This is a genomic window from Pseudomonas sp. LBUM1641, from assembly GCF_059716235.1.
The window spans coordinates 3884250-3897302 of sequence record NZ_CP166815.1; the positions used below are offsets into that span (position 1 = coordinate 3884250).

Sequence of the window (13053 nt, forward strand, 5' to 3'; positions counted from 1 at the left end):
CCGCACATAGCGGGTATATATATCGACGCCGTAGGGCTCTATGCCGAACTCTTCCCTATCAGCACCGGTATACCTAAGTAGGTGGGGCCGGTGTTTCCAACAGTAATGGCAATCAATTGCCTGTTTGGGTAGTCCCAAGTCAGATATAGAGACCTTGGCGAAATAACCGTGGATTGAATGAGCGGCATATACATATTATTTACCAGAACATACTCCCCCTCACCCAAATAAAACGGCGCAACAAAGTAACATCTTGTAAGTCCTTGTGAATCGTAGTCGAACCCTGCATAGGCCCATGTGTTGGTAGACCGGACAAATTGGGCGCTTGGCATACCGGAGTCGAATATGGTGCTTTCAACTGGCACCAACAGCCTGAGCCCATACTCGCTGATTGGCTTCGCCCCAAACCCAGCAACAAACCAACTCCCGGCCGGCAAGATGCTGTATCGGTTGTACCGGCCGATCCCGAAACCCGTCCAATTACCTGGGCTGCCATAGATGGCCGGCATCATCCCGATAATACCGGCGGCCGCATCCGGGCGGATGAACACGAAGGGTTGTTCCTGAGTCGTGATCGGCGCAGGAAAATTCACCTGAGCAATGTTATTCGGCCCATTTGGCGCGTAGGTGCCGGAATAAATAGTATTCAGCCGTGAAAACTCCGAATCTAAGATCACCCGGCTATCTGCCCCGGCATTTTGGTAAAGCAATCCGAAAGACTCTGGCATATCACTTAAACCTCACGACAACTAAGCGCATATTTGTATTTGTAGACGATGACGTTCCATAGGGATCTCCTCGAATAGTCCTCCATACACGCACCGCGCCGACAATAATTTCAGGCTCAAGTTGTCTATCACCTGAGACCACCGCCCCAATTGGTATGCAGAACGCGGCAGAGTTGTCCGGAGTTATACCGACAATAGGTATGTCCCAGTATTTTTCAGCTGGAGCCGAAGCCAATGGATTCGCAATCCCGGTATACACAACTCGCATCGTGAAAGACGCCGGTGTGATCTGGGAAACGTTGCTAGGCGCCCACGTCCAAAGACCAAAATCAGGCATTAGGCAAGCCTCCCCACCAAGACCCTGCGATCATCGTTTGCATCAAGTACTGTCAGGCCGTCGTTGTTAAGCATCGAAGACCCACCAGTCCCTGCACTGCGCAGCGTGAGCGTTCCGGCCTTTACGTTGATTTCCAGAAGCGGCCGACCTTTCGCGTCAACCGCCTCAGAGCGCAGAGTCATTCCCAGCACGATCTCCTGAATGAACGCCCGGCTAATCAGCGCGGTATCGATAACAACTTGTCCATTTTGAACTACAAACGGGGTGACGAATCCTCCGCCCGCCAGAGTGTTAACCACTGCGAACCTGTCAGCGCTCACTAGGAACTGGCTTTGCAGAAGGCCGTCGGCGTTCTGCTCAATGCCCAAGCCGATGCCGGCAGCCACGTACTGCCCGTTTTGATTTACCTGCATCTTCACCGCCCACATCGTGGACAGTTTGCCGTTGGTGTCAGCCTGGGCCTTAGCCGTTATCTGGACGGATGCCGTGTTCTTCCACTCACTGAGCGCACTGGCAAGATCACCCTCATCCGTACCGTCCCGCCCGCCACCAGCAATAGCTTCCAGTGTGGTGGACTGCGAAGCGATCGCCTTGTTGGTATCAGCCAAAGACTGGGTGACGGTTTGGACCGCCGACGAGTTGTCGTCAACGTTGCTTTTAAGCTGATCAATACGCTCCGCGGTTGCCAGTTTGTCGGTGGCCATCACCTTTTCCAGCGTGGACAAACCGGCCTTGTTTTCCCCGACCGCTGCGTCCAGCAGCGTGGTGCGTTCCACCATGGCCAAGTTGTCGGAGGCCTGCACTTTCACCTGCTGCGCGAACTTCGCCGCTGCATCCCAGTTTTGAAGCGCATCGGAAAGTGAGCCCTCCCCGTCATCCTCGCGCCAACTTGCCTGAAGCGATTGCAGTGCCGATGCCTGAGCCGTTACCTTGCCGTCCACGGTGTCGATTGAGGCCTTGTTCTGCTGGATCTGGAGCGCCATGGCCTGAGTTGTTTCGGCGATGGTGCCCATGTTGAACCAAAACTCGGCATTGGGCGGCGGCGTATCCACCGGCACGTCCTTGACTGCCTGGTACAGGTACTGGCCCTGGCGAACGATTTGGCTGGCGGTGTAGGTATTTTCCGGAACGTACACCAGGGCGTCCGTGACCTGGTCGATCAGGTCTTCCAGTTCCTGCTTAGCTTTCTCCAGGCGGTCATTTACCGATCCGGGGCCAGAACCCGAAATCAGCTCAATCTCATCCAGAATCTCCTTGGCCAACTCCGTTTCGCCAACCTGACCGGCGATCAGCTCCAAGATCGGACTGGCGTTCGAGCTTGCCCGCCCCATGACTCCATTCACCAACGGGTAGAACGGGCCGATATTGCCGGTGCGGTCCACCAGGCGTGCCCAGAAGAAGAACTGCGCGCCGCCCAACAGCGACTGCATGCGGTAGTCAGCCTGCGGATACGCCAGGTCGGCCAACTTGGTAGAAGCTCCCAGATCGTTTGCAGGGCCATACCACAGTTCGGTCCGCTGGGTGTCCTCAGCGCCAGGTGGGAAAGCCCACTTGATGCCGATGCCGAACAGCTCGCTGGTGGTGGTCAGGGACGACACCGCCGGCGGCAGGCCGACCTTCCCTTCCAGGTTGGTCAGGTTTGAGCTTTTCCAGATCGACGAGATTTCGAACGCACTCACCGAGCGTACCCGGGCCACGTAGGCGCCCGAGTAGATGCCGGTGACGTCGACGCTGGTCGAGCCGGTGCGCTGCACCTTGATCCAGTTGCCGCTGTCCTTGCGCCACTCCACGTCATAGGCGATCGCACCGCTCACAGCGGGCCACGAGATGTTCATGGTGCTGATGGCGATGCCCTGGTTCACGGCGTAGCTGGATGTCAGCGTGACGCTCGCCGGCGCCGGAACCACGGTGATCGGAATAACGCTGATCGGCCGCTCTTCCAGCCGAGCGCCGGTGTCGATGTGCGCGAACTTGCTCGGGTCGTACTGCACGGCCGAGATTTCGAACACGCCAGGCTCTGGCCGGGAAACGCTGGTCACCCGGTACAGCGGGATGGCCAGGTCGTCGGCGTCGAGCGCCCACACCAGCTCCCGCTCAGGCGCCACGGAATACGCCGTGGTAACAGTGACCTGCCGGCCGCTGACCAATTGCACGGTGCGCCCCTCGCACTTGCCGTCGGGCAGGTTGAGGATCAGCCGGTCACCTGGCTTGGCCTGAGTGTCGCGATCGAGGGTGATGACCTTGCCATTAACCGACGAGATACGTCCGCCCACGGGCCGGCCCGCCAGCAGTTCGTCAGCGATCGGAATTACATAGCCAGGCTGCGGGATACGCCCGTCGAGGCCCACCTTGAAGGTAACAGCCCGGTCCTTGGAGTTGGTAAGCAGCGCCCACTTTCCGCGGCGCTGTGCCTCCGACTCACGCGTGCAGCCGATGGCGCTGATCTCCAGCGGGTTATCGCCGTAGCGCCGCTGCAGCTTCTGGTCGGTCACGGCCGTGACGTCAGTGTCGTAGTTGTTCAGCGGGTTGTCGTAACTGACCAGCGCCCGGCTGTAGCGGGTGCGCTCCGATGCGCTCGAGTAGGTGAACTTGCCATCAATGACGTTCGCCCGGGTGTAAGCAAAGTCGAAGTCTGTAGCGCGCGGCATATCCGACAGCGTGAAGACCTGTCCCTGGGCCCAGTAGGTCATCCCCCGGTAGATCGCCGAGATGTCACGCAGCAAGGACCAGGCATCAGCCTTGCTCTGCAGGTTCAGGTTGCAGATGAAGCGCGGCTCCATGCCGCCCTTCCCATCCGGCACCAGTTGGTCGCAATACTGCGAGATGCGGTACAGCTCCCACTTGTCGACCATCCACGGCTTGATGCGGCGGCCGAGACCGAAGCGGTCGTTCGTGGTGATGCCGAGCGTCGCCCAGGTCGGATTGTTGGTGTAGGACTCCTTGAAGGTACCGTCCCACACGCCGCTGTATGTCCGAGATGCCGGATCATAGTTGCTCGGTACCGACCATTTTCGAGCCTTGCAGCCCACCGTCACAGCCGGGATGCTGCGAAATTGCTCAGCAGAGAACTCGATATAGAGCAGCGCGGTGTTCGGGTAGCGGATCTTCGCGTCAATCACCTCAGTGAAGCCGGCGATTTGCATCGTGTCGGAGATTTTGTTGTTGTTCTGGTTGATCGTCAGGCGCGTGATGCGCATCAGCCAGCCAGAAGTAGCCTTCGGCAAATCGATGCGGCGAGTGCGCTCGTACACGCTGGTGGTCTTGCCGTCGACAGCTTCGCTCAGCACCTGCTGGTAAGCGCCGCCGTCGGTTGCCAGTTCAACCTTGTACTCGATCCGGTACCCGTTGATGTTGCCGCCAGCGTCTACGGACTGAAGCGCTGGCCAGGCGAAGCGCACGCGCACGGCGGAAAGCTGGGTGTTGCTGATGGACTTAACCCATGGCGTGCCGCTACGCAGCTCGGTGCCAATCGTGGTTTCGTTCCCTACCGAAGGGATACCCTGGATATAGGTCTGGTCCACCGCACCGGTGCGCCACTCCCACTTCACGTTCGGGAAGTTCATATTGCCCTGAGGATCTTGCAGCGGGGTGTTGTCGAGATAAATGTCCTGGGCAGTTGGCGTACCCTCGAACTCGCCCTCCCCTATGGCGATCAACATTTTGGCGATGGCAACGGAGCGCAGGCTGTCCGGGGCCTCAGTTGGCGTTTTTGGTTTCTCTTCGCCGCCCTTGGCGCCGTGGATATCAATCTTGCGTGCTGCGCCCATGCTTTTCTCCAGGCAATAAAAAACCGCCTCATGGGCGGCTGCTGTGTTTCAGGTATTGGCTACATCTGGTCTTCTGCGTAGATGGCGGCACTGATGATTGCTCCACCCCAGCGGCGCTCGCCAATGCAGAGCGGTACCGGGTTACCGGATGCCGTGGTGTTCTTGGCGCTACCGAAGGCATAGCCCGGGGTGTTCTCTGGCGAAGCGCTGGTCTTAAGTCCGCCGGCCTGGGGGCTGAGCATTTGAATTACGCCACCCAACACCATTGATCCCCCCATCATGATCAAGGCCGAACCAAACGGAGCGCCTGCGCCGAAGGTGCCACCGGTAATCACCGCGCCGACAACGATCAGCACAGCCCCGATGATGGTTTGGAGTGCCCCTGCGCGTTTGCTGCCAGTGATGACAGGTGCAATTCGGATATCCCCTTCGCCGACAAACCCCAGTTCCTTTTCTGCCAGGTTCGTAGCCCCGCGAAATACGGCGAACTCGATACCCCGGGATTTGGCATTGGACAGGAAGCGCTCGAAACCCGGTATTTGCACACACAAGGCCTTGACGGCCTCGGCCGGTGTCCTCACTGCCATCCGGAAGGACCGACCAAACTGCCGGAGCTGGCCATAGAGCAGGATCGTGGTCATAGGCTGATAATTGATGGCAAGTGCCGCCATGTGCTTTTTCTCCAGGCAATAAAAAAGCCCGCCGAAGCGAGCCTTGAACAATTTGATGCGCCGCTACAGACAGCCTTGCAGCGCGGTAAGCCTTTTATTGGCGATCCAGTTACCGACCACCACATAGTATTTCGCCTCGGAACCCGACCCCTTGGGCTGAATATCAACGAAGTACTGGGAGCCCTCAGTGAATACCGTATATCCGGTGTCGCGCCCTGGCTGAAGTGTGGCCCCCGGCGCGCCGCCGAAGATTGGCTGGTTCTGCCATTCGTACTGAACGCATTTGGCCAGCGCGGCGTCGGACTTCTGCGAGGTCAGCACCTTGTAAGGACCTTCCTGGCGAGCCTCGTTCATCGTCGGAGCCATGCACCCCGCCAGCATCGCCACCGCTACTGCCGCTATCAAAATCCGCATGTCGTTCCCTCTTTGGTTTGGCGGGACTGTAGCACTGAGAGAAGATGCAAAAAACCCGCCGGAGCGGGTTTAGATGAATTCGATACCAATCAGATGCAAGCTTTAGAAAGGGCTTTCAGGTCGGTATTCATGGTCCCTCTCATCCCGAAGTATTTGATCTGGGTCTTGCCAGCTTTCTGAACTACACCAGTGAAGAAATCCCCGCTGGAAATGGTACTTCCGCCGTATTGATTTGGCTGTATCAGTACGCTCATTGGCTGACCATACCAAGTGTAGTTCTGCCGACCAAAGAAAACGCATCGCGATACAGTATCAACATCCTTGGTGGTCGTGTACGTTTCCTGGGGCCCCTTCGCCCGACGTTCTTCCAGCGTTGCACACCCCGCAAGCATCGCCACCGCTACCGCCGCTATCAAAATTCGCATGTCGTTCCCTCTTTGGTTTGGCGGGACTGTAGCACTAGGGGATTGATGCAAAAAGGCAGCACAAACCTAATACTTCCCAGGCGGGTCGGTTTCGTAGAAAAAACGAAAGCACTTGCCAAGGAAACGTTTGGTGAACTTTTCGCCGACCGCCATTCTCTTCTCAGGGCTGCTCTCAACGGGAATGGCGTTCGCCTCAAAAATCATGTCATGACGCATACGCATTTGTATCACAGAGGGAGGAAAACGATCTTCGAAATCAAGCGCGTAACCCTCCTGCCGGTTGAGAATAACTACAGCTGCGTCATGCTCAAACAACCGGCAGATACTCAACTCTGCCTCAGAAAACTTCACTTTATCCCCGACCCTCGTCCAGGACCAAGCGCTCGAACTGGAGATTAGCCAAGCCCCCGCGAAAACAATTGATGCGATCCTGCCCTTCATCATGATCCCTCATGTAAATGGGCAGAGATTATCCTGATCCTGTCCAGGCATCCAGCGTGGATGGAATGCCAGTAACTCGCTTGACGATAGCCGTAGTAGCGTTGCGCTTTCAATTACCAAGGAATGGTCATGTCAGTCAGAAGTCTCGTGAAAAATCTTCCAGCAGACCCGGATATGCCTGGATGGGTACTGGGATGGGCCGTGGGTCGCAATGATCCATGGAGCTTCGTTGATATCTACGCCGACAAGAAGGTCGCAGAGATTGAGGCTGATCGCCTAGGTGATGGTCACACTGTGAAGTATGGATCGCACAGACTAGGAACCGATGAGTTTATGGGCGGTGGCGAGGAACCTAGATAGCAACCGCCTGCGCCAAACCAAACTCAATTCTGCCAGGACCAAATACAAGCGCCGCCTGAAGCCCTGACTTGCCATGGTAGCTGCGACTGTAGCCGCCTTTGCTCTGGCACTTTCCGGAGAATTTCATGCGGTCAATCTCAACACCGCCATCCAGAATGGCCACTTCCGCATCTGCTCCACAGATACCGCCATCGGTAATGGCGAAAAGGTCGTGAATGGTCAGTATGTAGCGTTGCGTGGCTTGCATACCCTGCTCCGGCGGCCCTGCCGCGTCATGGTTGTTTTGCGTCTTTGTGCCTGAGGATCAGGCGCGTTCTATCATGCCAAGGCCCGCCATAGACGATGATCTCGGACGGTCTGCCGTACAAATGGTGGAGCAGGAACGGACCAGGCCCAAAAACGCCCGACTCTTCACCTGGTAGCGCCGGATCGGTGCCAAGGTAGATTCCTGCATGGTTCGGGTGAACCGTCCGTCCGACGTAGATGACGATCAGATCACCGCGCTGCGGCCGGTCGACGCGAACAAAGCCCGCTGCCTCGTAGTGCTTCTCGTACAGGCTGGCGTTCTCTGCACTCTCCCACCAGCCATCGGTGCGCTGGAAGGCCTCAAATTCAATCCCCCATTCACGCTGGTACCAGTCAGCGCAGACCTGCCAGCAGTCCCATGCGCCGTGGACAAACGGACGCTTGAGCAGCGGCGTGCTGCCCGTTGGCGTGATCGTGCGCAGGTCGCCCTCGGGCCAGCTGAGAATGTGCCAGGGCAAAGCCGTGGCTTCGCACATGGCAAGGTCATGAGGTGAGGGCCGGCTGGTTGCGTCCGGGTGCGAGTGGACAATGCCGATCACCTCGCCCAGGTCTTCCGCCGCAGCGTAGTCCTCAGGATCAAGCCGAAACTCTTCGCTCGGCTCCGTGGCGGTGTTCCGGCACGGGAAGTACTTCTGCGCCCGCCCTACGGCCAGCAGCAGTCCACAGCACTCGCGCGGATACTCCGCTGCCGCATGCGCCTGGATCGCCGCAATGATGTGCTTGCGCATGGTCAGCTCCTGGCTATCAAGGACACGGCAGGGAATCCGCCGAAGGAAAGTTCGTTGTTCTCGCCGAAGCGCAACTTGCAGGACGACAGGCAACCCTTGCACTGATCCTTGGCCGGGTCGTCCGTGGGGTTGTCCTCGTCGTCGAACATGGCCGCACCGGTATAGCCGCAGTCCGGCCCCCGGTAACCATTGGTCATGGCCCAGTGGCAGAAGGTCGTCATCTGGCGCCCGGGTAGACCGTGGTTATCGATCTCGCCCGGGGACGACAGCTCCCAGACCACTGCCTCGCCGTCCTCGCTGGTTTTCTGGTCGATGTACCAGATCTCCAGCCCTTCCTGTGTCGGATCGGCCGCTGGGTTGCCTTCGGGAAAGTTGGCCGCGTCCAAGTACTGGGCCAGGGTCTCGCGAACAGTCAGCTTGAACTTCAGCATGTCCTCGAAGGCCAGGCACAACGCAGTGACGCGCCCGTTGATGTTGCCGGCGGCGAACGTCGGCCTGGTGGCCGTGCCGTCGCTATTGGACCCGATACCCTCAATCTGCACCGGCCAGGCCGCGTACTCTGCGCCCTGCCACCAAATCGACTTGGCCGGCAGGTCCTCCTCCGAATGCTCGTAGGCCAGCAGCTCCTCGGGCGTGTGCGGGATGGCGTGACCGTGAAAGCGCAAGTAACCCGCGCCGTATTCGGTACCGTCAATTTCGAACAGGCGAATTTCGGCGCCGGGCTCCAGTTTCTGGATGTCCGTGATCAGTGCCATGGGTGGTTATCTCAGGGGTGAAAGGTTTGTTCGAAGGTCGCGGTGATGGCGTATACCTGGCCGCCGCGGTGCACTGGCTTGTAGCCGTTGCACTTGTAGAGACCAAGGTCGCCCAGGGGCGGCTCCCAGAGGAAGCCCTTTGCGCCCTTGTGCCGGTCGATGAAGTCCATGATGTCCTTGATGCGGCTCTTCATGCCGGTGAAGGTTACCGGCCAAGACTGGGATTTGTTGTTGATCCCGTCCTCGGTCGACTGCGCGTAGCCGTCGGCAAACTGCTTGGTGCGTACGCGCTGCTTGATATCACCCTCGACGCCCTTTTCAGTGGCCCAGGTGAATCGCTCGATTGCCATAAATCATCCTTTTACGTTTCGGCTGCTCACGCCGCCTTGGCGCCAAGACTTGGCGATCTCTTCTATTGCGATTTGCCGGGTGCGCGACTCCATGTTGCGCTGGAACATTTCGGCGTCGAACTCGGCGCCGTCCGGGCGGCCGGCCTCCTGGTCCGTCAGGATGATCGGCATGCTGAGGCTAAGGTTTACCCCGCCACCGCCGCCTCCGACCGCAGAAACACCCAGCTTGCCGTTGGCTGTGCGGGTGAGCGGCATGATTGCCTCGTCGCCCGCCTCGCCCATGACCCCGGTTTTGCCGTTGGCCATGCCGAACGCCGTGGGCTTGCTGACGATTGAGTTGGTGAAGGCGCCGCCGTCGGCGAACATCTGCACACCGCCCGACCAGGCGCCACCCTTGGCCTGAATGCTGCCCGGGGTGAAGTTTGAAAGGTCGGTACCGGTGTACCCGGCCTGGCTTGCGCCGCCAGAACCACCGCCGCCACCGAAGTAGCTGGCCGTTGCGCCCACCAAGCTGCTCAGCAATGCCGAACTCGCCTGGCGGGTAGCAATGCGCGCCATGTCCGCAAGGATCGACTTGGCGAAGTCCGAGAACGATGCCTTACCGGTCATTGCGAAGTTGACGACTGCGTCCTCCATGCTGCTGAAGGCGTTGCCGAACAGGCTTTTAGTCTGACCGGCAATGTTCTTCGCCGAATCCAGATAATTGTCCCAGGCCGACGTCGCGCCCCTCGTCCAGTCGCCTTGGGCAGCCTCCACATCTGCGTAGTTCTGCCGGATCTGGTCGGTCGCCGCTTTGTTCGCGTCTGCGAGCGCCTGCGACTTACGATTGAACTCCTCCTCCGACATGTTGCGCGACGGGTCAGATTTCTGATTGGCCAACTCCAGCGACTGCTGAGCGAACCGGTCTTGCTGGCTGTTCAGTTCGCTGTTGAGCGCGCTCTGGCGGTCACCCTGGCCCACGCCGAGCACTGCACGTTGGCCGGCAAGTTCCAGGGCTCGTTGCTGCTGAGCCAGAGCCTGCACGTAGGCGGTGATCGCCCGCTCCTGCTTCGCCAGGCGCCCGGTTTCGCTTGTCGCCAACACTTCAAGCTGGCTGTCAGCGTCCTTCTGCGTCTTGACCATCCCTGCGCGCGCGTCAGCGATCTTCTGGTCCAGCTGGATGCTTTGCGCGGCTGTAGTGGTTTTCTTGCCCTGTGCAGCTTCAAGGGCCGCAATCTCGGCTTCGTAGCCGGCGGTAACTTTATCCTTTTCGGCGCGGATCAAAACTCCACGCTGTGTCGCGTAATCAGCTTGCGAGATCAGCCCGGCCTTCTGCGCGGCGTCCAACTGCTTCTGGGTGTTAGCGTATTCGTCCTGAATGCCCCTGAGTGCGTTCTGCGCATCGTTGTATGCCGTGAGGTCTACAGCGCCGGCCGACGCAGTTTTGGGGTCTTTGTTCTTGTCCTTGATGTTCTGGAGGGTCTTGGCGACATAGTCGGCCTGGACCTTAGGATCATCAGGGTTCGCCTTTTTCAGCACCTCGACGTCGCGCAAATACGCCTTGGTCAGCTTGTCTCGCTTCTCGGCATTGCTGAGCGTTGAGTCGCTGATTTGTTTGAGGCGCTGCTCAGCAGCAATGCCCTCCTTCTGGATTCGCGCCTGCTCCCCCAGGTAACCCGTTTTCGATTTCTCGGCTTCAATCTGAAGCTCAAGAAGATTCAGGGCAGCCTGGTCCTTGGCGGTATCTCTGGTTTCCAGGCCAAGAGCAGCAGCCCGGCCGCCCTTTCCTCGATTATTTGCAAGACGATCCCTGATCGCCTGGGCCTGCTCCTCCATGGTGAGTGCTCGACCAACATTCAATGTCGCGTCCAGCGCTCCGGCTGCGGCGTCCTTGATGCCTTTCCAGGCTCGCTCTATCAGGCCGAGATTCTGGGTAATTTCACCACTTCGGGTTTGAATAGTTTCTGCGTAGGTCTTTGTCAGCAGGTCGGCTGCGCCTACCGTATCGCCCTGTTCCTTTAGCGCGACAATCTGCGAGTAGACGGAGGCTGTGAGGAAGTTGTACTGGTCGTTCAGTTCCTTTGCAGCCGCAACCGGGTCCTTGGCGATCTTGACGAACTCGGCAATGGTTGCGTCGACGGACTTCCCGGTTGCATCCTCCATAGCCGCAGCAGCCTCGGCGATAATGCCGAAACTTTCGCCCGCAACCACGCCGCTACCCGCCAACTTGGCGAGTGAGGCAGCGGCCTCTCCCGTAGTGCCATTCGTTGCACTGACTTGGCGAGCCAGGTTTGCCAGCTGATCAGCAGAGGTGCCGGCGTAGTTGCCGGTGAGGATCAGTGCCTTGTTGTACTCGTCAGCCTCCTGGCTGCCCTTGTTGTAGCCGTAGATCAGAACGCCTACGACTGCCGCCGCAGCGGCTACTGCCGCAACCATCCCCATGATGCTCAGGGATGCGCCGGTTACCGCTGGTGGGAGTGCGCCATATGCCTTCTTGGCGTTTTCCGCAGCTTCTGCCGCAGTGTTCGAACTTTCAGCCAGGTCCGACAGGCTCTCGCTTGCCTCGCCCGCGTTCTCGGCGGTGTCCTTCGCCCCTGAGGCGATACCTGCGAGGGATTCCCCCAGCACAGCAGCGCCGGCGCCACCAGAAAACAACGACCGGAACTTGTCTTTCAGGGCGTCCATCGTCGGGCCAATGCCGCCGAAAGAGTCCTTGATCTGGCCGCCCTGCTGAATCAGTACCATCAGCGGGTTCTGCCCGCCCGCCAGGCTGGTGAAGATGTCCGTGAACTGCGCAGGCAATTGCCGAAGCGCCGCCTGCGTCTGCCCCGAACTGATACCGGTCTTCCGAAGCCCCTCATCGAATTCGCCCAGCTTCTGCCGGGACGCGTCGATGCGTGTCGAGTACTCGCGGAAGGTGTCGGCATCAATGACGCCGGCGGCCTTGTACTTCTGCAACTGCGCCTGCTGCTGATCGAGCTTGTCGAGCGCGGCCATTGTTGGGTTGAGCTTGCCGAGCAGCTCTTGCAGACCCTCGGCCTGAACGCCGGTAGCCGCGGCGGCCTTCTTGGTTGCTTCGGCCTGACGATCAGTCGAGCCTACAAGCGCATCCGATTCAGCCTGCAAGCGCCGCTGAAGCGAAGCCAGACTGCTTACCGACGATCCCGACGACTCCATGGCGGATGCGTTGGTGTTCACGCTGGTGGTCAGGCGCTGGTAATACTCGCTCGACTCCAGGGAGACCTTCGCCGTTGCCAGAAGCCGGGCCTTGGCTTCGTCGAGCGTCTCGGAAAGCTTGCGCTCAGACGCCGACAAATCCGCCGTTGCAGTCGCCGCCTTGTCGAAGCCGGCCGATACACCATCGGCCGCTTTCTCAGCCTTGGCGCCGGCCTGTGCGAGATTCTCCAGGTCGGAGGTGGCCTTGACCGCTTCGCCTGAATTTACCGCAATGCCAAGCTCAGCGATCGTAGACATGAGTGCTCCATTATTTCGATTGCTCAGACATAACGAGCAACGCCTCGGCCTCCATTACTTGAAGGTCGGGGAAGATCTCTCTGAGTTGTTTTTTCTTCATGCCGATGAGCTCGGCAACGCTGGTGATTGCGGTGTAATCAATGCCGGTCGCGCCGCACGCGCCGGTGCGCCACTGAGTAGAGAGGCCGTCGAATAGGCGGAATGAAGGCCAAACACACGGCCACACCTCGAACGCCTCTTCCATGTCCGAGGCGTCAAGACCGAATGCCGCCAACTGCTCGGCACTCGGAGGTGGCTCATACAGGGCGCGTGCGACGC

12 protein-coding genes are annotated in these 13053 nt (G+C 59.0%); all 12 read right to left on the reverse strand.

Annotated features, from left to right (window positions below; all coding sequences use genetic code 11):
* Positions 1-38: 38 nt before the first annotated feature.
* Positions 39-728 carry a hypothetical protein gene (locus ACA046_RS17725; RefSeq protein ID WP_497674525.1) on the reverse strand — a complete coding sequence of 230 codons (690 nt, stop codon included), beginning with the start codon at positions 726-728 and terminating at the stop codon, positions 39-41.
* A gap of 336 nt (positions 729-1064) precedes the next feature.
* Complete coding sequence (locus ACA046_RS17730; RefSeq protein ID WP_497674526.1) at positions 1065-4832, reverse strand: TipJ family phage tail tip protein; 3768 nt, start codon at positions 4830-4832, stop codon at positions 1065-1067.
* 59 nt (positions 4833-4891) lie between these two features.
* Entirely contained in the window at positions 4892-5503 is a 612-nt protein-coding gene (locus ACA046_RS17735; protein WP_497674527.1) for a tail assembly protein, read from the reverse strand.
* A gap of 63 nt (positions 5504-5566) precedes the next feature.
* Positions 5567-5917, reverse strand: a complete 351-nt coding sequence (locus ACA046_RS17740) for a hypothetical protein (RefSeq protein ID WP_497674528.1) — start codon at positions 5915-5917, stop codon at positions 5567-5569.
* 89 nt (positions 5918-6006) lie between these two features.
* Positions 6007-6342 (reverse strand): hypothetical protein, encoded by a 336-nt coding sequence (locus ACA046_RS17745; protein WP_497674529.1) that lies wholly within the window; start codon positions 6340-6342, stop codon positions 6007-6009.
* Positions 6343-6408: 66 nt separating this feature from the next.
* Positions 6409-6786 (reverse strand): hypothetical protein, encoded by a 378-nt coding sequence (locus ACA046_RS17750; RefSeq protein WP_497674530.1) that lies wholly within the window; start codon positions 6784-6786, stop codon positions 6409-6411.
* A 349-nt stretch (positions 6787-7135) separates the two neighbouring features.
* A complete protein-coding gene (locus ACA046_RS17755; protein ID WP_497674531.1) occupies positions 7136-7390 on the reverse strand; it encodes a hypothetical protein in 255 nt (84 codons plus the stop codon).
* Positions 7391-7415: 25 nt separating this feature from the next.
* Entirely contained in the window at positions 7416-8177 is a 762-nt protein-coding gene (locus ACA046_RS17760; protein WP_497674532.1) for a C40 family peptidase, read from the reverse strand.
* 2 nt (positions 8178-8179) lie between these two features.
* On the reverse strand, positions 8180-8932 hold the full coding sequence (locus ACA046_RS17765) for a phage minor tail protein L (protein WP_497674533.1): 753 nt from the start codon (positions 8930-8932) through the stop codon (positions 8180-8182).
* An 11-nt stretch (positions 8933-8943) separates the two neighbouring features.
* Positions 8944-9282 (reverse strand): phage tail protein, encoded by a 339-nt coding sequence (locus tag ACA046_RS17770; RefSeq protein ID WP_134326538.1) that lies wholly within the window; start codon positions 9280-9282, stop codon positions 8944-8946.
* A 3-nt stretch (positions 9283-9285) separates the two neighbouring features.
* Complete coding sequence (locus ACA046_RS17775) at positions 9286-12735, reverse strand: phage tail tape measure protein (protein WP_497674534.1); 3450 nt, start codon at positions 12733-12735, stop codon at positions 9286-9288.
* Positions 12736-12745: 10 nt separating this feature from the next.
* Positions 12746-13039 carry a DUF1799 domain-containing protein gene (locus ACA046_RS17780; protein ID WP_092236086.1) on the reverse strand — a complete coding sequence of 98 codons (294 nt, stop codon included), beginning with the start codon at positions 13037-13039 and terminating at the stop codon, positions 12746-12748.
* Positions 13040-13053 lie beyond the last annotated feature (14 nt).

Excerpts from the sequence above, each read along its gene's own strand:
- ACA046_RS17725 (WP_497674525.1), bottom strand. The coding sequence starts at position 728 with ATGCCAGAGTCTTTCGGATTGCTTTACCAAAATGCCGGGGCAGATAGC.
- ACA046_RS17730 (WP_497674526.1), bottom strand. The coding sequence starts at position 4,832 with ATGGGCGCAGCACGCAAGATTGATATCCACGGCGCCAAGGGCGGCGAA.
- ACA046_RS17735 (WP_497674527.1), bottom strand. The coding sequence starts at position 5,503 with ATGGCGGCACTTGCCATCAATTATCAGCCTATGACCACGATCCTGCTC.
- ACA046_RS17740 (WP_497674528.1), bottom strand. The coding sequence starts at position 5,917 with ATGCGGATTTTGATAGCGGCAGTAGCGGTGGCGATGCTGGCGGGGTGC.
- ACA046_RS17745 (WP_497674529.1), bottom strand. The coding sequence starts at position 6,342 with ATGCGAATTTTGATAGCGGCGGTAGCGGTGGCGATGCTTGCGGGGTGT.
- ACA046_RS17750 (WP_497674530.1), bottom strand. The coding sequence starts at position 6,786 with ATGATGAAGGGCAGGATCGCATCAATTGTTTTCGCGGGGGCTTGGCTA.
- ACA046_RS17755 (WP_497674531.1), bottom strand. The coding sequence starts at position 7,390 with ATGCAAGCCACGCAACGCTACATACTGACCATTCACGACCTTTTCGCC.
- ACA046_RS17760 (WP_497674532.1), bottom strand. The coding sequence starts at position 8,177 with ATGCGCAAGCACATCATTGCGGCGATCCAGGCGCATGCGGCAGCGGAG.
- ACA046_RS17765 (WP_497674533.1), bottom strand. The coding sequence starts at position 8,932 with ATGGCACTGATCACGGACATCCAGAAACTGGAGCCCGGCGCCGAAATT.
- ACA046_RS17770 (WP_134326538.1), bottom strand. The coding sequence starts at position 9,282 with ATGGCAATCGAGCGATTCACCTGGGCCACTGAAAAGGGCGTCGAGGGT.
- ACA046_RS17775 (WP_497674534.1), bottom strand. The coding sequence starts at position 12,735 with ATGTCTACGATCGCTGAGCTTGGCATTGCGGTAAATTCAGGCGAAGCG.